We start from the raw sequence: 23,297 nt of genomic DNA on the forward strand, positions 1-23,297 counted from the left end.
ACTTGTTTTTTAGAATGTAACATTTAACCCAAAAGCAACTTGTCTTAGAGGAGGATAACCGGACGATGCTCCGATTTCAGGATCTTGTCCCGGGAATGAAGTGATCGTGAATAAATTTTCTGTTGATACATATACACGTAGATTATCCATATATATTTTGCGTGAGAAATTTTGTGGAACAGTATATCCGACAGTCAGATTCTTCATTTTCAGATAGGAACCATCATACAGATAAAAATTGCTGGCAGCAATATTCTGTCCGGCCTGTCCGAAAGTCAGTCTTGGGTATTTACCGTTCAAATTACTGGCCGACGGATTGTTTTCATCTCTGAAATAGTGATCTTTTGCCGCCAGTCCGGATATTTGGCATCCCTTGCGTGTGGCAGTGGAGTTATATCCTTCTTCATTCCATAATAAGTCAAAACCGGCACTGCCTGCAAAACTCATGGATATATCGAAGTTGTTCCAACTGGCTCCCAGTTGTAAACCGAAGTTTACTTTGGGTTGACCGGATGTTCCGGTGAACTCCTTATCGTCTGATCCCCCGTAAATACCGTCGCCGTTAGAGTCTCTATAGATAAAGTCTCCGTACCATATCTGTTGTTTGCCAATCGTTTCAAGTGGCATAAACTTGTTACCGGCAGCAGTCATGTCTTCAATCCACTTCATATCCTGTTCCGACCGGATCATACCGTCTTTAGGACCTCCGTTCGGGTTGACAGTACCGTCTTTATTATAGTAACTGCCATCTCCGGAATAGGTGTTCTGTATGTAATATTCATTCATCGGATGATCCTCTAAAACAAGAGTGTTTCCGCCTTTTGAAACTTCACCCAGGTTATTCTTGAAAACTTTGTTTCCATTCTCATCTGTAATCCAGCTTTTTTCCAGTTTCCCTTTATATTTGGTCACTTTGTTATTGTTGTATGCAAAGTTGCCGGATATGGAATAATTAACTTTACCAATATGGTCTTTCCAGCCGATTGTAACTTCAAAACCTTTGTTTGCTACTTTTGCAATATTGGCTGTAGGAGCATCTTTATCGCCTACAGTCAGATAGATCGGAGCTGTTGTCAGGATACCGTCTGTAAGTTTATGATATGCATCTAATTCGGCTGTAAGCCTGTTGTTCAAGAAAGAACCGTCGATACCGACATTAGTTACGTTAGTTGTTTCCCAACTCAGGAATATATTGGATATTTTTTTTGGTCTCAAGCCGGTAACCTGTGTTCCGTTAAAGGAATAAGGAACAGTGCCGTATACGGCCTGGTAATCATATTCTCCCAGATTGGAATCGCCCGTTCCGTTATTTCCCAGTTGTCCCCATGAGGCGCGAATCTTCAGGTTATCTAACCAGGTCGTTTCTTTCATGAATGATTCTTCCGACATACGCCAGCCTGCCGAGAAAGAAGGAAATACGCCCCAACGGTGTCCATCGGCAAAGCGGGAAGAACCGTCATAGCGCAGGTTAGCTTCTAACAGATAACGTGATTTATAGGCATAGTTTACACGCCCGAAGAATGAACGCATCGCACGGTCTTTGGCTGTACCTTTGATATTGGTCATATTTGTGGCGGATGAAGGCGTATAGATATTTTCATCGATCAATCCTTTTTTCTCTGATTCATGATCATAATATTTGAAATAATACTCCTGATATCCTGCCAGTGCATTTAAATCATGATCTGCATTGATCGTCGTTTCATAACGCAGAATGTTTTCGAGTGTATAGGAATGTTCTCCTTTATTCGTATACCTGGTTGTCATATCGGCAGGGTCTGTTTTATGAACTACGACTTCACCTGTGCTGAATTTAACCTTTTCCTGAGGAACGGTATGATTATTTATCTCATCAAAACGACGATAATAGTTGAAGTTTACATCCCAGCTGAAACCTTTGAAGAAGGTGATCTTGGTGTATGCCGTCGTATTGAAACGGGATGACTCGTTTGAGCCGTCCGTGTTATTCAGTATGAATAGCAATCCGTTTGCAGTGGGATGTTCACCGGTTGCTTCCGGATAACCGTACTGACCGTTATAACGTGGAATAAGTCCGGGTGTTGTTTGGCCTATATACTGGTTTACACCGCTACTTTTATCACGCGGACCGAAGTTCCCGGGGTCTTTGGTTTGGTAAACACCATACGTCCGTGTACCAACGGTTAACCAGTCGGTTACATTCACTTCAACGTTTGCACGCATGTTAAAGCGTTGCATTCCGGTTCTTTCAACCAATCCCTGATTGTCCATATAACCGGCTGATAATAGATATGTTACATTTTTACTGCCTCCGTTAACAGAAATGGAGTGATCCTGGGATACCCTGTTTCCGTAGACCTCTTTCTGCCAGTCGGTATTTGGATAGGCCAGCCAATTGGGGACTCCATTTTCGTTGACTCCATTCGGGTCTTTGCCGGCAGCCCGCCAAGCATCAATTGTGCTTTGGGCAAAATCGCCGCTGCCTCCCAGGTTGGTGGCACTCTCATTCATCAATGTCATATAATCGGCATAATTCGTTACTGCATCCAACAGGTTTGTTGGACTGGTAAGTGAAACACGTCCGGAATAAGTTACGTTTACGCGTTCTTTATTCCCTTTCTTTGTTGTTACGAGGATAACGCCGTTAGCTGCCCGAGAACCGTAAATGGCCGAAGAAGCTGCATCTTTCAGTATGGATATATTCTGGATGTCATTAGGATTGAGGATATTCATATCTCCTTCCATGCCATCAATAATAACGAGGGGCGAGGCATTGTTGAGTGTCCCGACGCCGCGTATGCGTATCGAAGTCGCTTCTTCACCCGGGTTGCCGGATAACTGACGAACAGTTACACCGGAACTTAAACCTGCCAGTGCTGATGAAACATCAGTGATCGGACGGCTTAAGGCCTGATCTGCAAAATTAACGGATGAAACCGATCCTGTTAGATTTACTTTTTTCTGTGTTCCGTAACCTACAACCACTACTTCGTCAAGTGCTTCCGAGTCCTCGGATAGTGTGATGTTGATTGCGGTCTGTCCTTTTACAGGTATTTCCTGTGTTTTGTAACCGATATAACTGATAACGAGTGTTGCATTGGCATCTGCCTGAAGTGAATAGGCCCCGTTCATATCAGTCACCGTACCGATTGTAGTCCCTTTCACAACAACGTTAACGCCAATGATTGGATCTCCCAATGCGTCTTTTACAATACCTGTTACGTTTTTGGTCTGCTGAAGAACGGATTGGATAGCAGGTTCGTTACTGTTTCCTGTCATCGTATTGGCATAACCCGAAAGGCTGGTCAGTAAAACAAGCCCGGCTCCTGCGAATACCCTTTTTGTCAGGATAAAATGTTGTACTTCTTTTTTCTCAATCATAATAATACATGATTTTGTGGTTAATAAATAAGTTTATTTCCAATACCCTGTTTTAGTATTTTAGATATTGCAAAAGACTGCATAAATCGTTTGGCAGACCTACATATCTTGTCTGAGTTTTGTCAGATATTGTCTGTAATAAGGGTTGAGCTATAATCAGACAGTCTAAAAAAACGATAAATGTTGGTGCGGTATCCACAGTACAATCATCATCGGACCCACATCTTTTGCTAATTGATAAATAAGCTATTATTTTGATAAGTAGAATAGTGGTTATATCTTTGTTGCACATACATAAGCTGAAAATGAAAACATCCATCAACTACCTCCCTGAAAAGAAACGGGATGAACTCAAGAGAATTGTAAAATGTGTATTGGACGTTCTTCCTGATTGCGAGATGATTATCCTCTATGGTAGTTATGCCCGAAATACTTACGTTGATTACGACCAGCGTATCGAATACGGTGTACCAACCTGTTTTATGAGTGATTATGATATTCTGGTAGTTACTAAAACCCGTTTTCATAACTATACTATTGATCATCTTTTGAACAAGGCCGCAGATAATTATTACAAAGGAAAGTACGGATACGACTCTACTACCGTTCAATTTATCAATGAAAGCATTGATGACCTGAATAAAGCCATTCTTAAAAGCCGTTATTTTTATACGGATATTAAGAAGGAAGGTGTTATGCTTTACAACAGCGGGCGTTATAAATTGGCCCGTCGTCGCAAACTGAACTTTCAGGAAATAAAAGAATTGGCAGAAGAGTACTACCAGGAAAAGTTTGAAAGAGCAAATAAATTCTTAAAGTATGCAATAATAGCCAATAATGAGGCTGATTATAAGGAAGCATCTTTTTTTCTTCATCAGGCTTGTGAGAATTTTTATAATTCTATAATCCTGACTTTTACATTATATAGCCCCAAAGAGCATAGTTTATTAAAGTTATCGGCTAAAGCCAAAACTCATTCTCTGGAACCATCCAAGGCCTTTCCACGGGATACGGAAGAAGAAAAACGACTTTTTGAATTGCTGCAAGATGCATATGTTCAGGCTCGCTATAGTTCACGCTTTGTTGTTGCCGGAAAGGATATTGAAACGCTTCTGTCTAAAGTCGAATTACTCCGGGATATTACGAAACAATGCTGTGAGGAAAGAATCAGAGCGTATGAGGCAAAGAAAAGATAACATGTACACTTTTATGTGCAATTATTTGAAATGATGGGTTTGACAAAATGAATCAATATGAAGTTATCCTTGAACAAAAAGATTCTATCAGTCGGATTTTTGTGGCGCGTATATTCTTTCAAACCGATGCTCTGGAATGTTTTCGGATACAATATTTAACAGTATGGTCTACGAATACATCTTTTATGATTCGTTTAAAAGAAATTACCTACTCGTTTAAAACGAATTTTTTCTCATTTTAAATGAGTAGGTAATTCGTTTAAACCGAGATTTGTGTTAATAAGTGTTGAGTTGGCTTCTTTTTGAAGTTCTTTTCTCCCCAAAAAGCATGTTGAAAAACATTTTTATTTTCTGTAACAAGGGAAATAATGGTTGTGGATGAAAAGATATATTGATAGTGCGTTTGAATAATCTGTGACTCGTTGCGTGGTTTAGTTCTTTATAGATTTCATAATGTTGTATTTGTGAGTCCAGGCGTGGCTCGGTGTTATTGGCTGAATCGCTGACAAGTAAATGAACAACAACAGGTCTTGATTGATGGCTGTACAGCTTCTCTAAAAGTAGGTTGAAATGACATTCTGATATGTGTAGATTGTTGTTTTAAAATAAATCTGTTTTTATATGGTTTATGATATATTGTTGCATATGGCAAATTCAAAATAATCGGTATATTTGCCCCCTCGAACATAAACATATAACCATGGGAAATTTCTTTACATCTTTGTTCTCTTCTTCCAAAAGTGAGGATACGGCAGAAGGAAAAGCTAAAAACGATCAGAAAAACTTCGACATATTAAAATATGACGGTATCCGTGCGCAAAAAATCGGCCAGGTGGCCTATGCTATCAAATGCTTTACGGAAGCCTTGAATATACAGGAAGATTTTGAAACAATGAACCATCTGGTATCGGCCTATTCAATGGCAAACCAGACGGAAAAGGCTTTGGAAACATTGAACCGTATGGTGGAAATGGAGCCGGAGCATATCCAGACGTTGTTGACAAGGGTCAGCGTGCTCTTTATGCTGGATAAGGAAGCCGAGGTCATTGCCGACTGCCTGCGGGTGATCGAACTGGATGAGTCGAACCATCTAGCCTGGTTCCTGATGGCAAAAGCCAAAAGAACAACCGGCGACCAATTGGGAGCCATTGGCGACCTGACGAAAGCCATTGCCCTGAAAGATGATTTCACGGATGCTTATCTGCTTCGTGCAGAGGTGCTGCTTGCCATGAAACAGGGACAGGAGGCTTTGCCCGATATCGAGAAAGCGATCTCATTGGCTCCGGAAGAAGAAACAACATATCTGGTAAGAGGTAAAATACACGAATCGCTGGGTGATTTGGATGCTGCCACCGATGATTACCAGCAGGCGCTCGACCTGAACCCGTTCAATGAAGATGCCTGTATACTGAAAGGTTCGCTGCTGATCACTAAAAACTTGTTAGACGAAGCTATTGTCTTTTTCGATGAGGCCATTGAAATAAAGCCGGATTTTGCCAAGGCTTATGCCGAACGTGGACGCGCCAAAAACCTGAAAGGCGATAAAGAAGGTGCTTTCGAAGACCTGAAAAAATCAATCGAACTGAATCCGGAAGGAGAGGAAGCCAAGAAGTTTGAAGGACAACATAATTTTGATAATATGTACAAAGGAGGTATTTTTTAATATCTACATATCAGTTTATTAATTGATTATTGAGCAGTGGATGATTTGTTTTTCTTTTGCAAAAATAGTCAAATCAATTTGAAAAAAACAGCTAACTCTTTGTTTATTAAAAAAAAGCCTCTATCTTTGCAGCCCGAATTGATATGTAAGATAATAATAAATAAATATATAGAAAGATGAAAAGAACATTCCAACCTTCCAACAGAAAAAGAAAGAACAAGCATGGCTTCCGTTCTAGAATGGCTACTGCTAATGGCCGCAGAGTATTAGCATCTCGTCGTGCTAAAGGAAGAGCTAAATTAACTGTATCTGACGAATATAACGGATAATCTCCGTTAGAAGAAATTATTATAAGAAAGTAGAGGTTTTTGCTAAAAAGCCTTTACTTTCTTTGTTTTAACGGCTTTGTTTTCTATTTTTGATCTCGCCTACAAAAACAAACAGAGATGAATAACTTTTTTGTTAAACTGATAAAGAATCCGTACGTCTTGAACCTGCTGCTGGCAGTGGTCGTGACCTGTGGCCTGATCTATGGTGCTTTGAAATGGCTGGATCATTATACACGGCATAATGAGGCTGTTGTAGTTCCGGATGTGAAGGGACTGAAGATAGAAGAAGCCGCTGAATTCTTCAAAAATAACAATCTGCATTATAATGTGATCGACTCGGTATTTTCTAAAGACGTGGAACCGGGAGCAATCGTCGAACTGTCTCCATTGGCCGGCTCGAAGGTGAAAGAAGGACGTATCGTTTTTATCACCGTGAATGCTTTGACCTCGCAGATGGCAACAATCCCGGAAGTGGAAGACTTGTCATTCCGCCAGGCGTATGCGCTTTTAAAAGCCCGCGGGTTTGAAAATGTGGAGATCGAGTATGTTCCGGGTGACTTCAAGGATCTGGCTGTTTCTGTCGATCTGCGTGGACGGGCGTTGGCAAAAGGTGAGCATGTTCCGCTTACGGCACCGCTGGTGCTGAAGGTGAGCAGCGGTGAGGCCGAGATGCTTCCCGACTCTTTGTCGATCGACTCCCTGTCGACAATGCCCATCGAATCATTGGATAGTGAAGAAGAAAACTGGTTTTAGCTATGGATGAATTTTTCGACGAAATGGATGATGAACAGGGCGATGACCTGTTAGAACAGAACGAGGAGGGTACTCCCCAACTGTATGAACATTTCCGCTTCGTTGCCGATCGCGGGCAATCCTTGTTGCGGGTAGATAAATTCCTGGTAGACCGGATGATGGGTGCCACCCGTAACCGGATACAGTTGGCTGCTGATGCCGGTTGTATCCTGGCAAACGGCAAGCCGGTAAAAAGTAATTACCGGGTGAAACCGGAGGATGTCGTGACAATCGTTATGACACGTCCCCGTCGGGAGCTGGAAATCATTCCCGAGAATATTCCTATTAAAATAGTATACGAAGACGACGATCTGATGGTGGTGGACAAACCGGCAGGTCTGGTTGTGCATCCGGGACACGGCAATTACACCGGTACGCTGGTGAATGCCTTGGCATGGTATCTGAAAGATGATCCGACCTACGACCCGAATGACCCGGCACTGGGACTCGTCCATCGTATCGATAAAGATACTTCCGGCTTGTTGCTTATAGCCAAGAAACCGGAGGCAAAGGCGCATCTCAGTATGCAGTTTTTCAATAAGACAACTAAACGCGAATACCGTGCCCTGGTATGGGGCATCGTGAAAGACGACGAAGGCCGTATCGAAGGTAATATCGGACGCGACCCGCGCGACCGGATGCAGATGACAGTATTTCCCGAAGGAGATCAGGGAAAGACAGCCGTTACCCATTACTCCGTGTTGGAACGCCTGGGATATGTGACATTGGTGAAATGCCGCCTGGAGACGGGACGTACGCATCAGATCCGTGTGCATATGAAATATATCGGGCATACGCTTTTCAACGATGAACGTTATGGCGGAAATGAAATACTGAAAGGAACGACTTTTACAAGATATAAACAGTTCGTACAGAACTGCTTTGCTATCTGTCCCCGGCAGGCACTCCATGCCAAGACGTTGGGGTTTGTGCATCCTACTACCGGCGAGGAAATGTTTTTTGATTCCGAAATTCCGGCCGATATGACACAACTGATAGAAAAGTGGCGGGTATATGCAAATACTAAAGAGATATAAAAATGAAAAAGAACATTGCTATTGTAGCCGGAGGAGACTCCTCTGAAATTGTTGTTTCATTAAAAAGTGCAGAAGGAATCTACTCTTTTATTGATAAAGACAAATATAATTTATATATTGCCATCGTTAAGAAGGGCGAATGGGCGGTAAAACTTCCTGGAGGGGAACATACACCAATAGACAAAAATGATTTTAGTTTCCGTGAGAATGGCGAAGTAAAGCATTTCGACTTTGCTTACATCACTATTCACGGTACTCCGGGTGAAGACGGACGGTTGCAGGGATATTTCGATTTGATAGGCATGCCTTATTCTTCATGCAGTCAGTTGGTGAGCGCTCTGACCTTTAATAAGTTTGTTTGTAATAATTATTTGCGTAGCTTTGGCGTCAGAGTCTCTGATTCCATCCGTTTGTTCAGAGGACAGACAGTTACGGACGAAGAGGCTGTGAGCCGTTTGGGATTGCCGATATTTGTGAAACCCAACGACGGGGGAAGCAGCTTCGGTGTTACCAAGGTGAAGGATGCTTCACAATTACAACCGGCTATAGCTAAGGCTTTTGCCGAAGGAAATGAGGTCATGCTGGAGAGTTTTATTTCCGGAACAGAAGTGACCTGTGGTTGTTATAAGGTAGGCTGTGGCTCGGGAGCAGCCCGGAAAGAAGTAGTTTTTCCGCTTACCGAAGTAGTTACAAAGAATGAGTTCTTTGATTTTAACGCCAAGTACAACGGGGAGTCTGACGAGATCACTCCGGCCCGTATTTCTTCCGAACTGACGGAGAAGGTACAACGCGAAGCATCAAAGATTTACGATATACTGGGCGCCAAAGGGCTTATCCGGGTGGATTTTATTATTGAGGCAGACGGTGAACCGAAAATGCTCGAAGTAAATACAACACCGGGTATGACAGCTACCAGCTTTATTCCGCAGCAGGTTCGGGCTGCCGGATTGGATATCAAAGATGTCATGACTGACATTATTGAGAACGAACTGCAAAAGGTAGGTAAATAAAATTAAACGATATGGATACAGAAGTTTCCTATAATTTTAACGACATTCGTCCGCTGAACAACGACGAGGTGAGGGATGCAATCGAGGCATTGGTAACCAACGAAGATTTCGAGCGGGCCTTCCGGTACATCAAACCGGATGTAAACTGGAAAGAGTTTTCCGAAACAATGCGTTCTTTCAAGACGAAAGAAGATTTTAAATCGAAGCTGGCTTATGAGGCAGTGATGATGGTGGCTAACAAGACGACTTTCTCGCTGACGATCTCCGGACGAAGCCGTCTGCCGAAGGATAAAAAGCCTTGTACGTTTATTTCCAATCATCGGGATATTGTATTGGATGCTTCCTTCCTGAATGTCATGTTGTATGATGTAGGTTATGGTATGACACAGGTAGCCATCGGTGATAATCTGATGATCCGTCCCTGGATAGAAACTTTGGTTCGTCTGAACAACAGCTTTATCGTGAAACGTGGCGTTTCCGTACGTCAGATGCTGGATGTAAGCCGTACATTGTCTGCTTATATCCGTCATACGATCAACGAAACGAAAGAATCGATCTGGATTGCACAGCGTGAAGGCCGTGCCAAGGATTCGAACGACCGTACACAGGGTAGCGTATTGAAAATGCTGAACATGAGCGGTGACAAGGATGTCGTATCGAATATCATGGATCTGAATATCTTTCCGGTAGCTATTTCTTATGAGTATGATCCGTGTGATTTCCTGAAAGCGAAAGAGTTCCAGATGAAACGCGATGATCCTAATTATGTGAAAAGTCAGCGTGACGACCTGTTGAGTATGGAAACAGGTATCCTGAACAATAAGGGCCGCGTTCATTTTACATTGACACAGCCTATCAATGATCAGCTAGCTGCTTTGGATAAGGATATGGAAAAGAATGAACTGATCGCTGCTATCGCAAACATCATAGACAAGGAAATCTATAAACATTACCGTTTCTATCCTTGTAATTACGTAGCATACGATATGTTGACAGGTACAAAGCGTTTCAGCAGTAACTATGGTTTAAGAGACAAAAAACACTTTGAAGAATATTTGCAGGGGCAGTTGGATAAAATAGTATTGCCAAACAAGGATGAAGCCTTCCTGCGTACAAAGATTCTGGAAATGTATACCAACCCATTGAAGAATCACCTGGCAAATCAGGAATAAGATAGAAAGAAATCCATATAAAAATATGAATAGCAAAAGGCGTCCCGGAAAGGATGCCTTTTGTTGTTTATAAGCGAGTTTTGTTTAGGGAGTCATACCCGGTTTTTCTCTATAGGGTATGGTTGAATACCCTATATTCCGCCCCTCGTTACCCTATACCCTGTTGCATGGTAGGCTATAGAGTAAATGGCTGTAAATCAGCCAATATAAAAAGAAAAGGACAGAAAAGGACAAAAAGGACACCCCCACATTTTCAGAAAATGAGGTTTCATAAGGTGTTGTTCATGCCGCAGGCTCTCTTTTGCCGTCTGCTTCAGCTGACGGTTTTAAAGATTAAAGGCAGAGCCTTTTCCTCTGTGGGTTTCAACCCCTTTTATTTCTTATTCAATATAAAAATAATTACAAGTTGTTTTTATGAAGCATACTCACGAAAGATTCATATTCTTCCTCAAAACTATACTTCTTGTGATGTTCTTCTTGTTTTCTGATATATTGTCGGACAGTGTTCAGTCTATCCGGACTTACCGAAACTGCAAAATAATCATCTTGCCATTGTAATGGTCCATATTTCATCTGAGAATACCAGTGAGATGATTCACCTTTTATCAACCTCTCTATCTCTCCGACAGATTGATTTGATTTCAGAAAAAGTAGAAGATGCATATGGTCGGTGAAACCTCCAATATGATCGATTAGAATGCCTTTTGATTTTGAATATTTGCGGATATGAGAGTATAATTCATACCGGTAATGTGAATTTTTTAATAAAGGAGCTCTATTTTTAGTGCTCCAAACGCAATGAATGATAAGTGATAAATAGGACATAGTTAAGTGTATTTTAGTGAATCGCAAATATAAGGAATAATCTTTAATTGAATAGGATAATAGATACTTTTTATCTTTTAAAGGGGTTAAAAACCCACAGAGGAAAAGGCTTTGCCTTTAATCTTTAAAACCGTCAGCTGAAGCAGACGGCAAAAGAGAGCCTGCGGCATGGGCAACGCTTTGTGAAGGCTTGCTTTCTGAAAATGTGGGGGTGTCCTTTTTGTCCTTTTCTGTCCTATTTGCTTAATGGGTGTTGATTATCAATGATCTAAATTTCTTTTACCGTGCAACAGGGTGTATGTATTTTTACCTGTTTTCTTTTGCATATTTTGACGGGCTTACTCCAAACTGTTTGATAAATGCAGACCAGAAATAAGATTGTGAACTGAACCCTACTGCATCCGATATCTCATATATCTTCATATTTCCCTGTAGCAATAGTTCGGCTGCTTTCTTTAAACGGCTGATTTTAATCAGTTCATTGGGAGTAAGATCTGATATGGCACGAATTTTACGGTACAGTGTCGGGCGGCTCAGGTGCATCAGGTCGGCGATCATGTTTACATCCAGGTCCGGATTACCAATATGTTCGTTGATGATCTCGTTCAACTTTTCAAGGAAACCTTCGTCTGCTTTAGTGTAAGCCATTGATTTCATGTTGGCGATCGGTGAGTTGAAATAGAACTTACGGATATTGTCCCGGTTTGATAACAGATTTGAAATTTGTGCCATCAGCAAGCTGGTGGAAAACGGTTTGTCTATATAAGCATCTGCTCCGAGTTCCAACCCTTCCAGGCGTGACTGCATGGTATTCTTTGCTGTCAATAAAATGATCGGGATATGGCTGAATTCAATATCCGCTTTTACGTGTTGGAGGAGGGCGAAGCCATCCATTACCGGCATCATGACATCGCTTATAATAAGTTGTACACTTTGTTTTTTCAACCAGTCCAATGCCTCGGAGCCATTACCGGCCACCAATACATTATAGTTCTCATTGACCTCGTCTGCGATGAATGCACTCATTTCCTTATTGTCTTCAACGATCAGGACGGTCGGACGCCCCTCTTCGCAGGTATAAGTTATTTTAGGAAGGGAAGTCTGTGGCTGAGATTCCTCTTCTGTAGTCTTTACTGCTCCGGTTTGTTTTACCGGCAGGGTGATACGGAACATTGTCTGGTTGTTCTGGAAGTCCACCAATTCAAGTATTCCATGATGCATTTCGGCTAACGAGCGAGCTAGTGGTAATCCCAGACCGGTCCCTGGCTTGTCTTCATTACCTTTGATACGGTAGAAAGGTTCGAATATTTTATCCCTCATATCAATAGGAACGGGAACCCCGTCGTTGATAAAGTCGATCATGAATGATTCGTAATCGGAAGATAGATGCAAGCGCACCACGATGCTCTTGGCTGCATACTTAACGGCATTCGAAAACAGGTTGCTCATTATCTTGGTGAGAGCTTCCCGGTCAACGAAAACATATAGTTCCTGTACAGACAGATCCAGATTTAACAGTAGATTATTCTCCGTGGCTATATCCTGAAAGCGTTTGGCGGTCTCGGAAAGGAGTGAAACGACTTCCGTGCGGACGAAGTTTAGACGATAACCTTCGATCTCTGTTTTCCGGAAATCCAGCAACTGGTTGACGAGTGATAACAGGCGGGATACATTTTTATCCATCAGTATCAGTGAGTTATTCTCTTTTTCTCCGATCTTGTCCGATTTCAGCAGGCGCTCCAGCGGATTCTTGATCAGCGTGAGCGGCGTGCGGATCTCATGTGCGATGTTGATAAAGAAGTCGATTTTTGCCTGGTAAAGTTCTTTCTCTTTTTTGCTTTCAAATATCTGCATGTTGTATGCCATATTCCTTCTTTCTTTCTTTTGCCAGGAGAAGATCAGGTAAACAATCATTATCAGGAAGAAGAAAGCATAAATTACATAGGCTGTAGTGGATGTCCACCAGGGAGGGAGTACCGTGATATGTAGTCGGGTAATGTCATCCCCCCAGCTATTGGCAAGATTGGCTGCTTTTACTTCAAATGTATAGCTGCCCGGATGCAGGTCGGTGAAGTAAACGATGTTACGTTCTCCGAGTGAGATCCAATCCCTGTCGAGGTTAACCATCCGGTAAGCATATTGTACCGAACCGGGAGCAATGAAGTTGAGTGCAGAGAAATTGATATTGAAAGACGATTCTTTATGATTCAGTGTAATGCTTTTGACCTCCGATACGGCTGAACTGTTGATAACTTTCCTTCCGCCCGCTCCGTTCTGTATATCCAGGGAACTGATATGGACATCCATCTTTTCGCCTGCCGGACGTACATCTGCCGGTCTAAAGTGTATAAACCCTTTCACTGTACCAAAATAAAGGGTACCGTCTTCATCTTTGAAAGCTGAATTATAATTGAACTGCCGGGTAACGAGGCCGTGTGCTTCCGTGTAGGTCGTGATTTCTTCGGTCTGTGTATTAAGGCGAACCAGTCCGTTTGCAGTACTGATCCAAATATAATTATTATCATCGGGGAGAATACGGAAAGCAACGTTACTTGGCATGCCGTTTTTCACCGTATAATGTAATGATTCGCCGGTTTGAAAGTCATACTTGATCACTCCTTCCACCGTGGCAAACCACATATTGCCGGATTTGTCTTCACAAGCATCGTTTACTGAATTGTGGCGCTGGGTGTTCAGTTTATCATATTGGAGATACATACCGCTATTGCTGATCGTATTGAAATAATAGCTGCGGTTGAACATGCCGAGCCATATCTTTCCGACCCGGTCCTCATACAGGCAGTTGACGGCGAATGGCGGGAATTGGGTAGCATAGACAAAGCGGTCGTTCAGGTAGTCATAGCGGAAAATGCCGTCTTCCGTTCCGACCAGTACTTCTCCCTCACGCAGGACCTTGATACATTTGACGGTACTGTTCTTTACCGTTTGTGCATCTTTCAGCAGGTCGTAGTGTTTGATTACTTTCCGGGTCCGTATATCCATCAGGTCGATGCCATGTATCACATGGCCTACCCACAGGTTATCCCCGGAGGCCGCCAAACCCCGGATATTGGTGTGTGAAAGACTTTTCATGCCGGGGACAGGCTGGTAGTTGGTGAAAGTCCCGGTTTTCTTTTCCAGGCAATTGATGCCGGCGTCTTCTGTCCCTACCCAGATATTCCCGTAGATGTCTGTACAAATGTCGCGTATTACTTCTCCTTTCAGCGAATGTGTTTCGTTCCAGGGATAATATACATTGAAAGGACGGAAGGGAGAGTAGTAGTTCACTCCGTTTTGGTGGAAGCATATCCAGACTCCGTCTTCGCGGTCTTTAAACAAGGCTGAGACAAAATGGCTGGATAGTGCATAGGGGTCCAACGGGTCCTGCCTGATACGTTTGCAGGTTCCGAGGTCCAGGTCATAGATGAACAGGCCCGAGTCGGTTCCGATCCAGAGTTCTTTCTGGTTTTTTTCAAGGAAACAGTTGATCAGGATAGTCAGTTGATTTTTTTCCTGGATATTCAGGTCCTGATATGTTTTTGAAAGAACATTGAATATTTTCACGTCATCATGCTCAAATGCCACATAGATGTTGGCAGAAGAAGGGGAGGGAGATAGCATGGATAACTTCCGGGAGGTAGTGGCAGGTGAATGGGCAAACAGGTTGTGCGATTCCAGACTGCCGTCTTCCGGGTTCAACAGGGAGATAAAGCCTTCCGAATCACCCAGCCAGAGGGAATTGTCTGCCATGATACAAAAGGAGGTATAGGTCTGTCCGTTATTACCGGCAAAGATATGAAACTGTCCGTCGGATACATTATATTGTATCAGTGTTCCGTCCATGAGCAACCACAGCTGATTGTTTTTATCAAACCGGAATAGGTCGATCCCTTTGTTTTTTGTGAAAGGAACATGCAGAAATGATTCTTTGGTCTCATTGTACTGGTATAGCCCGGAAAGGGTACCCACCCATAAATTACCGTCACGGTCGCAGTCCAGATGTGTGATCCAGTTGTTGCCGAGCGATTCCGGGACGTCCGGGTCATTCCGGAATACTTTAAATGTATAGCCGTCGAAACGGTTCAGACCGTCACGGGTCCCGATCCATATATAGCCGCTTTTATCCTGTACGCAACAGGTCACCATATTATCGCTTAACCCGTTTTCCACCTGGTAATGCCGGAAAAGGTAATTGCTTTCTTCTGCAAAAAGCCAGCAGGAACAAGACAGGAAAAGTATAGATAAGATCAACTTCAGATAGCTCATATATAAGTTTGTTGTTTGACACTGCAAGATATGCAAAATTGTATTACCAGTTTTCATTTATTGTATCACGGATTTCAAAAATCGTATCATACCAGGTGAGAATAGCACAGAATGAGATAAATAGAGGAATTAATGCAACCGGAACAAACAGACTTTTCTTTTGATAGGGAGTACTTTTGAGCAACGATTGGAAAACACAACAAGAAACCTTTTTATATTACTATCATGAGTACACTACATTTTAATACAGGAATAGGAACAAAGATTCAGCTTTGTCTGATGATGTTTTTGCAGTACATGCTGAGTGCTGTCTGGTGGGTGCCGCTGGCGGCTTATTTGTCTCACACGCTCAAGCTGGAAGTGTATCAGGTTTCTTTAGTATTAAGTGCAATGGCTATCGGTGCAATGGCTTCTTCGTTTATCGGAGCAATTGCCGACCGCTATTTTGCCGCAGAGAAGATTTTGGCAGTTTTGAATATTTTAACGGGAGTTTTCCTGCTGCTGGCTGCTCAGCAGCAGGATTTTCCTCCTCTCATGTTCTTTGTTGTAATGGCGATGCTTTGTCACATGCCGACACAGAGTCTGACAAGTACGATTGCGATGAGCCACGCTCCTTCCGAGCAGTTCCCGCGTATACGTATGTTCGGTTCGGTCGGATGGGTAGCTTCGGGGATTTTCAGTCTGGTAGCTATTCATCTGTTGGGGATGGAAGCGTTCGATGATACGAACCTGCCGATGTATTGCGGAGCGGGTGTCTGTTTCATTGCTGCTTTTGCCAACCTGACACTTCCGCATACTCCTCCGTCGGTAGCAAAGAGTACAAAGATATCGGTGATGGATATTACAGGATTCTCCGCTTTTTCTTTGATGAAAGATAAGAATTACCGTGTGTTTATGATTCTTACATTCTTGTCGATCATCCCGTTTACGCTTTACCATGTATACGGTTCCATGATTCTGGCGGACGAACAGGTGCGGAATATCACAGTGACGATGAACTTCGGGCAATTGGCAGAGATGTTTTTCCTGATAATTACCACGACTATTCTGGTAAAATCGGGTATTAAGAATACATTGATATTTGGTATGGCTGCTATGCTGGTTCGTTACGGGGCCTTTTTCTTTGGGGCGGAAACAGGGCAGCAATGGTTCTATTATATCGGTATCATTGTGCACGGTTTGATTTTCGGATTATTCTATGTCGGCGGACAGGTCTATACCGATAATGTGGCACCGAAAGAAATGAAGGCGCAGGCGCAGGGATTACTTTTCTTCCTGGTATGGGGGATCGGTTTCCTGATAGGAACTTTGTGGAACGGATGGTTGATCGGTCAGTTCCGTGACGGCGACAAATGTGACTGGCCGGTATTGTTCCTGATCTCTTCGGCTTGCACGGCGGTATTGCTGTTTTTATTCATGTTCCTGTTTAAGCCGGTAAGCCTTAAAACTGTCGATAAATAATACGCATTTAATTCTCAAGACTATATATATTTTTTACGCCAAACATGAAAAAGGGGATGACAAAGGTCATCCCTTTTTTGTGTAATATGCTACAATTCATGTAAGGAGCCTTTTTTTCATCCTTTGTTTATCCGCCTCTCCCTTTTGTCTTATGCAATTGTCTATTCTTTTGTCTATCGGTGTTTCGAGGATTATCCTACTTCTTTACATACTTTTACTCATCTGAAGATAAGGTTTGAACACTTCGTTCTGCGAGATATGGTGAACGGTGATTTCTTTGTATGCCTATCAATTTGTTCGTGAAAATGCGATTATGAAATATATCAGTTAAACTTAATAATGTGAATGCTTATGAACACTTTCAAACCAATTTTTGCAGCTTTGGTGTTATTCCTTTTTCAGGCTATCTTCCTGGCTTGCAGTGACGATAAAGAAGAAATAGCTGTTCCTCCGGAGAATAGTATTCCCGGGCAGGAGTTTGGAATACGCCAACTTTCTGTAAAATTGCCCCGTCTGGGACGGCTTGAAGTACTATTTTCTAAAATCAATTGCCGTATTCATATGAAAGGGGTAGACGACCGGATCACTTATCCTGTCAACACGTTCCTTTCTGCGACGGCAGACTCGTTAATCATTGATGCGGAAGACCCGATATTGAGTGAACTGCCCCATCAGATGTACCATTTGAATTATATTACTTTCCCAAAGAAAGACCTGGCTGTGAAAGCGGGTGAGGTAGATTCGGATGCAGCCGTACAGGATACGGTTTACCTGGGGGCCCGCCTGTCAGTTGAAAATCCGGACAACATCGCTTTCCGTTCGAGCTTCAACCTGGAGACCGACCGTATAGGGGCGGGAAGTGCGGCAGACCCTGTCGCCATTGCCTGCGGAAAGAATTTTTATGATATTATATGTAACGGATTGACTATCGGCAATGATTTGAGCGGGCAATATTTCGAACTGACAGCGAATATCAATTTTCAAATGTCCGAAATTACCACCGACAAAGGCTGGGAACCTGCCGGAAGACATAATATCAACGGAGGTCCCACTTCCTTTAACGGCATACTGGACGGTAATGGCAATGCAATAGACTTACTCTCCAGTAGCTCTACGGAAGATTATGCCGGCCTTTTCTATAAACTGGGTTCGCAAGCCTATTTGCATGATCTCAAATTTACCTCCGTCGCGCTGATAGGAAAAGATTATATCGGAGCGGTAGCCTGTTATTCGGAAGCGGGAGCCCGGTTAGAAAATATTAGTTTGGCAGGCTTTGTAAACGGAACTTCAAATATAGGCGGATTGATAGGAGCAGGCGATGCCTCGATTGCCAATTGTGTTTCCAGCCTTACCGTAAGTGTGAAATCCGATAAATCCGCTGAATACGTAGGTGGATTGATTGGCAAAACCACTTCTTCCGACATAAAGAACTGTGTCCTGACCGGAATGGTTACAGCCGCCAAAGGCAGTAAGGTGGGAGGTATTACCGGAGCCGGAGGCTCGTTTACCAACTGTTACGTAGGCGGTTCCATACAAGGGTATAATTATACGGGAGGAATCACAGGAGAGGCCAGTGGCTCCTTTACCGGTTGTCAGGTCGGAGCTACGCTTAGCTACAATTCGTATGCTTTTCCCTGGGAAATCTTTTTAGAACAACCGAGGGTAAGCCCGTTCTCTATCAGTATCACAGGTACTAATTATGTTGGTGGATTTGCCGGTACCGGTTCCCTTACCCTGTCGGGAGAGAATATATTCCTGCGAGAGTCGGGTACAACTGCTACCCTAACGGGAAACGACTATGTAGGTGGATTGGTCGGGTTGAGTAAATATCTGGAAGCCAGGGTGTCGGCTTCTTTCATCTCTTACGCTCATCTCAATGCTAATAACTATGTTGGCGGAGTAGCCGGTCAGCTGGAAAATATGAATACGGATGCCATCTTCACCAACCGTGGACCTATCAATTCGAAAGGAGGCGAATGCGGCGGAATTGTGGGCAGGGGAGTCGCTCTCACCTGTAAAGGCACCTGGACTAACGAGGCTACTATCGTTGGTACCACGAAAGTAGGGGGTGTTATCGGTTATGTGGATAAAATGGATAGCCAATGTGAAATCAACATGATCAATGACGGATCGATAAAAGCTACAGGTTTTTACCTCGGCGGTCTGGTCGGACGAAGTAGCAGTCCGCTTCGCTTTGGTACGGACAGTCGTGTCAGCCAGGAAGGAGGATCTATGAAAATAGAAGGTGATTCTTATATAGGCGGTATAGTAGGAAGGATTGAAGCGGATCTCGGTTCTACATCATACGTTATAAACAAACAACCTGCTGTTTATGCAAACATATATGCCAAACCAGGTTTAAGTGGTGAACGTGGCTTTGTCGGTGGTATATGTGGCTATATATATATGCGTAATACAGCCGGGGTAACCCAGGTTATCAACGGCACGAATATATGTAAAATAGTAATTACCTCCTCATGCCCTACCAGTACAGGCGGAGCGATCGGTTATCTACGTGCGGAAACCAATAAGGACGATGTCGGTCAAATCAAACTCAGCGGAATAACTCAGTTGACCGGTAGTATTTCCGCTACTGGTGGAGCTGTCGGCGGCATTGTCGGACGGGTGGAAAACAAGAATAACAAGAGTATCCTGATCGAGAACTGTAAAAATTTTGTCAGCCTCACCTCTACGGCAACCAGCAATGTGGACGGCTTCGGCGGTATCGTCGGACTGCGTAGCGAACCAGGGTATGAGATCCGGATCGCCAATTGTGCCAATTACGCCAATATATCCGGACGAAACGTCTCCGCGGCAGGCGGTATTTTGGGACAGCAGGAAGAAAACGTCTATATCGACCAATGTTTCAATGCCGGTAAGATCGATGCCAACAGTGCAGTAGGCGGTATCCTCGGGCGTGTATTCGAACATGCAGCCGTAGAGAACTGCTTTAACATGGGCGAAGTGCCTTGGGTATCGGGCAAGACCCTCCTGGCCGGTATTGTCGGACAGAAAGAGAACAAAAGCAAAAAAGACCTCCGGATCAAAAATTGCTATAACGTAGGATCTACTGGTTGGGGGATTATCGGCGGTGAAGACGATAAGAACGTGGAGTGCCAGAACTGCTATTACCTCGATACCGCCTCCGACGGTGATATGAAAAAGAGCGGATCAGAATCGAAAAATGCCACCCAGATGCGCCAAAAGGCTACCTATTCCGCTTTCCCGTCCGACATCTGGGCTTTCGGAACCGATGGGGAGTCTGCTCCAACTTTGAAGAATAATAAGATAGCTTCCGGTTATCCCAATCCATTATCCCGATAAATACATTTAATATACATAGACAATATGAAGATACATAAAATACATACTCTCCGTTTCAGCCGCCTTTTCCTGGCTTTGCTGGTAACATCCTTCCTGATGTTGGCCGGTTGTAAAGACGACGATAATAAGACACCCGTACCTGGAGGTGACGACGATTACGGGCAGGAGCAGCGCGTCGAACTGGCTGCCGACCTTAGCAGCGAAATACCCACAGGTGAAATAAGCTGCCGCTTTATCTATAACAGGAATACCCCGTTGGCAGTCAAAGCTACCCATTCGGTCGAGAACGGCAAATCGGTGTTCTACCTCGACTCACAACTTCGGATAGGCCGCTACATTTTGGCTTCTATTATCCACAAAACCAGTGAGGAAGTTTTCAGTGAAGCCAATGTCGGTTGTGCGCTTGATGTCTCCACCGGAACCAATGCCGTTTCACCTTCTACTTTCGACAAGGTGGCTGGCTATTTCGGTACCGGTACAGTCGACGATCCTTATCGTATCGCTTCATCGACAGGCTTTGACGTTATGCGTAAACTGCTTGAAGACGGCACAAATTCGTTTGAAGGCAAATACTTTTTGCAAACCGCCGATATCAATATGGTCGGCTCCTATAACAAAGGTTTCCGTCCTATTGCTCACCAGCAGGCCTTTCCTTTCAAAGGTTGTTACGACGGGGGAGGACACACGATATCCTATTGCGCCATCCGCACCCTCGACTCGAAAGACCAGCAGGTCGGAAGCGAGGTACGTGCTACGGGACTGTTCGGCTATGCCTGCGGTGCCACGTTTCGCAACGTCACAATGGTAGACCCTGTGTCGATAGGCGCCAACTCGACTGGAACTCTGATCGGTGCCGTGTTGGGCATTTCCGGGGAAATAGAAACTCCGACTTATCTGGATAATTGCCGCGTACGGAGAATATCCGCTACTGCGAGCGAAGTATACGGTATTAATTTTGTCGGTGGTCTGGTCGGTGGTGTCGATGCGCAAGCCGTCCTGGTCATGCACCGTTGTGTGAATGAAGGGTTGCCGGTGGGTAACCGTTCCGACGGATCGTTTATAGGTGGTCTGGTCGGTGGCGGAACCGTCAATGCCACTGCCATTATGGACAGTTGTGTCAACCTGACTCTGGTCAATGCGGCTGGTAGCCGTTGTGCAGGTGGTCTGATCGGTGGTATTGAAACTGCAAATATCAGTAACTGTATGAATAAAGGTGATGTCAGCGCGACCCATCCGGCGGCTCTCGGAACCGGCGGCATTGCAGGTGGCCTGGGTACTTCTACGCTTGCTGTTGTGCAGAATGAAGGCCGCATAAGCGGTTACGAAGGTACGGGCGGTATTGTAGGCAGCACCGTAATCAGTAAAAGTGACGGGAGTTATAACGACCTTATCATTACTTCTGCCCACAATTACGGAGCTGTTTATGGAGCTGACAACTCCGGTGGTATCGCCGGCGAAGCGCAAATGATGATGACCGATTGCTATAACCGGGCTTCCGTAGAGGCAACAGGCACTTTTGCCGGTGGATTGGCTGGTTACACGCCTACTGTCGTAGTCAACAATAGTTATAACAATGGCAAGGTCGATGCTCAAAACTTTTCCGGAGGATTACTGGGACGTGCCTCTTATTATATATTGACCAACAGTTCTAACCTGGCTTCTGTTGCCGCTTCAAAAGGAATGGCGGCTGGTATCCTCGCCCTTGGCGGTACGACCGGTATGATCAACTTTTGCACCAATTATGGTCCGGTAAGCGGAACCGATCTCACAGCCGGGATCATTGCCCATGCCGGCGAAACCCGGTCGTTCACCAATCGCGACATCGCTTCTGTTGTTATCTCCTCCGGAAAGACGCAATACAAGCTGATAAAAGCCTTGAAAACTCCGCCAAAAGAAATGTCCAGTATGAAAGCTCTTTTCAAAGGAGCCAAGAAGGTGGTGAAGATTGCTGCTTCGGCCAAAGATTTGATTGAGGCTATCGCTACCCCGCCGCTGATGCAGGATATAAGCATGTGGGACGAACTCTATAACCAGAAGCTCGATGTGCGCAACGAAGAAATGATTGCACGGATGAATAGTGAAGTTTTCAGTTCACTGCCTCTCTATTACGGTCCTTTGGCTGGTTCGGGGGTATTGCCCGGGTTGGTTTACGATAACTCGCAGGCTTTCACCCGGAGCCTGGAAGGAGACGGAGATGACCTCTATGCCGATGCTGTGCACGAACGCCTGGCGGATATTAGTGTACAAGTGGCTAAGATTGAGCAGAACCGCGAAATAGCACTCGCTGTTGCCGGTTGTATCCTGGCTGTTGCCGGGGCAGTCGTTTCTGGTGGGGCCGCTACCGCAGCTGTGGTTATTTGTTCTGCGGCCGTATCGACAGTCGGCAACCTGACCGAACGCATGGACAATTGTATCGAAATCTCTCAGTGCAGCAATTTCGGTGATATCAGTGCCGGGAAAAACGGTTACGGAATCATCGCTTTCCAGGGTGACCACCTGAAACTGCACAATTGTTTCTCGGCCGGTGCTGCCTCCGGTTACGGTGTAGGCGACACGGCGCTCGACGGCCTGGACGATGTGAAACCCCGCCGTATCATTTCGATCGGCATGATCAACCAGGATCCTTTTAAGAGTGGTGCAGCCGTTGCCAACCAGGGTCTTTTCTTCCTGGTTGACGGTTCTGGCAAATCGAAGTCCGGTGGTTGTACAGGAGAGGAACTGGCACTCAAATCGACCTACACCGATACGCAAAGTCCCTTCGACTTCGACGATAATAAGACCTGGAGTTTCCAGACTCCTATCGTGCCGCTGCCGTACAATAATTTGTATTTCGGCTTCCGGTAAAAAAACGCTATAAAGTTA

The 23,297-nt window shown here is 44.2% G+C and carries 13 protein-coding genes; 10 read left to right on the forward strand and 3 right to left on the reverse strand.

Annotation, left to right across the window (positions count from 1 at the left end):
* Window positions 1-9: 9 nt before the first annotated feature.
* Window positions 10-3,360 (reverse strand): SusC/RagA family TonB-linked outer membrane protein, encoded by a 3,351-nt coding sequence (locus NBH14_RS11250; RefSeq protein ID WP_250817436.1) that lies wholly within the window; start codon window positions 3,358-3,360, stop codon window positions 10-12.
* Window positions 3,361-3,665: 305 nt separating this feature from the next.
* On the opposite strand from NBH14_RS11250, the gene NBH14_RS11255 reads away from it, so the two are divergent.
* The 7 genes from NBH14_RS11255 (at window position 3,666) to NBH14_RS11285 (ending at window position 10,559) form a co-directional block, all read left to right on the forward strand.
* The gene (locus NBH14_RS11255; protein WP_186958419.1) at window positions 3,666-4,556 is read left to right on the forward strand and encodes a HEPN domain-containing protein; all 891 of its coding nucleotides are present in this window, start codon (window positions 3,666-3,668) and stop codon (window positions 4,554-4,556) included.
* A gap of 700 nt (window positions 4,557-5,256) precedes the next feature.
* The gene (locus NBH14_RS11260; RefSeq protein WP_186958418.1) at window positions 5,257-6,219 is read left to right on the forward strand and encodes a tetratricopeptide repeat protein; all 963 of its coding nucleotides are present in this window, start codon (window positions 5,257-5,259) and stop codon (window positions 6,217-6,219) included.
* A 176-nt stretch (window positions 6,220-6,395) separates the two neighbouring features.
* Window positions 6,396-6,548 (forward strand): 50S ribosomal protein L34, encoded by a 153-nt coding sequence (gene rpmH, locus NBH14_RS11265; protein ID WP_005633099.1) that lies wholly within the window; start codon window positions 6,396-6,398, stop codon window positions 6,546-6,548.
* A 117-nt stretch (window positions 6,549-6,665) separates the two neighbouring features.
* Entirely contained in the window at window positions 6,666-7,301 is a 636-nt protein-coding gene (locus NBH14_RS11270; protein WP_186958417.1) for a PASTA domain-containing protein, read from the forward strand.
* A gap of 2 nt (window positions 7,302-7,303) precedes the next feature.
* The gene (locus NBH14_RS11275; RefSeq protein ID WP_186958416.1) at window positions 7,304-8,377 is read left to right on the forward strand and encodes an RluA family pseudouridine synthase; all 1,074 of its coding nucleotides are present in this window, start codon (window positions 7,304-7,306) and stop codon (window positions 8,375-8,377) included.
* A gap of 2 nt (window positions 8,378-8,379) precedes the next feature.
* On the forward strand, window positions 8,380-9,387 hold the full coding sequence (locus tag NBH14_RS11280) for a D-alanine--D-alanine ligase (RefSeq protein WP_186958415.1): 1,008 nt from the start codon (window positions 8,380-8,382) through the stop codon (window positions 9,385-9,387).
* A gap of 11 nt (window positions 9,388-9,398) precedes the next feature.
* Entirely contained in the window at window positions 9,399-10,559 is a 1,161-nt protein-coding gene (locus NBH14_RS11285; protein WP_186958414.1) for a 1-acyl-sn-glycerol-3-phosphate acyltransferase, read from the forward strand.
* Between the two features lie 399 nt (window positions 10,560-10,958).
* Here the strand turns inward: NBH14_RS11285 and tnpA are convergent, their stop codons facing one another.
* Window positions 10,959-11,384, reverse strand: a complete 426-nt coding sequence (gene tnpA / locus NBH14_RS28790) for an IS200/IS605 family transposase (protein WP_128134559.1) — start codon at window positions 11,382-11,384, stop codon at window positions 10,959-10,961.
* A 306-nt stretch (window positions 11,385-11,690) separates the two neighbouring features.
* A complete protein-coding gene (locus NBH14_RS11290) occupies window positions 11,691-15,650 on the reverse strand; it encodes a hybrid sensor histidine kinase/response regulator (protein WP_186958413.1) in 3,960 nt (1,319 codons plus the stop codon).
* Window positions 15,651-15,875: 225 nt separating this feature from the next.
* On the opposite strand from NBH14_RS11290, the gene NBH14_RS11295 reads away from it, so the two are divergent.
* The 3 genes from NBH14_RS11295 (at window position 15,876) to NBH14_RS11305 (ending at window position 23,279) form a co-directional block, all read left to right on the forward strand.
* Window positions 15,876-17,111: an MFS transporter gene (locus tag NBH14_RS11295; protein WP_186958412.1), complete on the forward strand. Its 1,236-nt coding sequence runs from the start codon at window positions 15,876-15,878 to the stop codon at window positions 17,109-17,111.
* 351 nt (window positions 17,112-17,462) lie between these two features.
* Window positions 17,463-20,435 carry a GLUG motif-containing protein gene (locus NBH14_RS28930; protein ID WP_186958411.1) on the forward strand — a complete coding sequence of 991 codons (2,973 nt, stop codon included), beginning with the start codon at window positions 17,463-17,465 and terminating at the stop codon, window positions 20,433-20,435.
* 24 nt (window positions 20,436-20,459) lie between these two features.
* A complete protein-coding gene (locus tag NBH14_RS11305; protein WP_186958410.1) occupies window positions 20,460-23,279 on the forward strand; it encodes a GLUG motif-containing protein in 2,820 nt (939 codons plus the stop codon).
* Window positions 23,280-23,297 lie beyond the last annotated feature (18 nt).

Origin of the sequence: Parabacteroides caecihominis (assembly GCF_023656785.1) — a bacterium.
Lineage (GTDB): Bacteria > Bacteroidota > Bacteroidia > Bacteroidales > Tannerellaceae > Parabacteroides > Parabacteroides segnis.

Excerpts from the sequence above, each read along its gene's own strand:
- NBH14_RS11295 (WP_186958412.1), top strand. The coding sequence starts at position 15,876 with ATGAGTACACTACATTTTAATACAGGAATAGGAACAAAGATTCAGCTT.
- NBH14_RS11290 (WP_186958413.1), bottom strand. The coding sequence starts at position 15,650 with ATGAGCTATCTGAAGTTGATCTTATCTATACTTTTCCTGTCTTGTTCC.
- NBH14_RS11260 (WP_186958418.1), top strand. The coding sequence starts at position 5,257 with ATGGGAAATTTCTTTACATCTTTGTTCTCTTCTTCCAAAAGTGAGGAT.
- NBH14_RS11280 (WP_186958415.1), top strand. The coding sequence starts at position 8,380 with ATGAAAAAGAACATTGCTATTGTAGCCGGAGGAGACTCCTCTGAAATT.
- rpmH (WP_005633099.1), top strand. The coding sequence starts at position 6,396 with ATGAAAAGAACATTCCAACCTTCCAACAGAAAAAGAAAGAACAAGCAT.
- NBH14_RS28930 (WP_186958411.1), top strand. The coding sequence starts at position 17,463 with ATGAACACTTTCAAACCAATTTTTGCAGCTTTGGTGTTATTCCTTTTT.
- NBH14_RS11270 (WP_186958417.1), top strand. The coding sequence starts at position 6,666 with ATGAATAACTTTTTTGTTAAACTGATAAAGAATCCGTACGTCTTGAAC.
- NBH14_RS11285 (WP_186958414.1), top strand. The coding sequence starts at position 9,399 with ATGGATACAGAAGTTTCCTATAATTTTAACGACATTCGTCCGCTGAAC.
- NBH14_RS11305 (WP_186958410.1), top strand. The coding sequence starts at position 20,460 with ATGAAGATACATAAAATACATACTCTCCGTTTCAGCCGCCTTTTCCTG.
- NBH14_RS11250 (WP_250817436.1), bottom strand. The coding sequence starts at position 3,360 with ATGATTGAGAAAAAAGAAGTACAACATTTTATCCTGACAAAAAGGGTA.
- NBH14_RS11275 (WP_186958416.1), top strand. The coding sequence starts at position 7,304 with ATGGATGAATTTTTCGACGAAATGGATGATGAACAGGGCGATGACCTG.
- NBH14_RS11255 (WP_186958419.1), top strand. The coding sequence starts at position 3,666 with ATGAAAACATCCATCAACTACCTCCCTGAAAAGAAACGGGATGAACTC.
- tnpA (WP_128134559.1), bottom strand. The coding sequence starts at position 11,384 with ATGTCCTATTTATCACTTATCATTCATTGCGTTTGGAGCACTAAAAAT.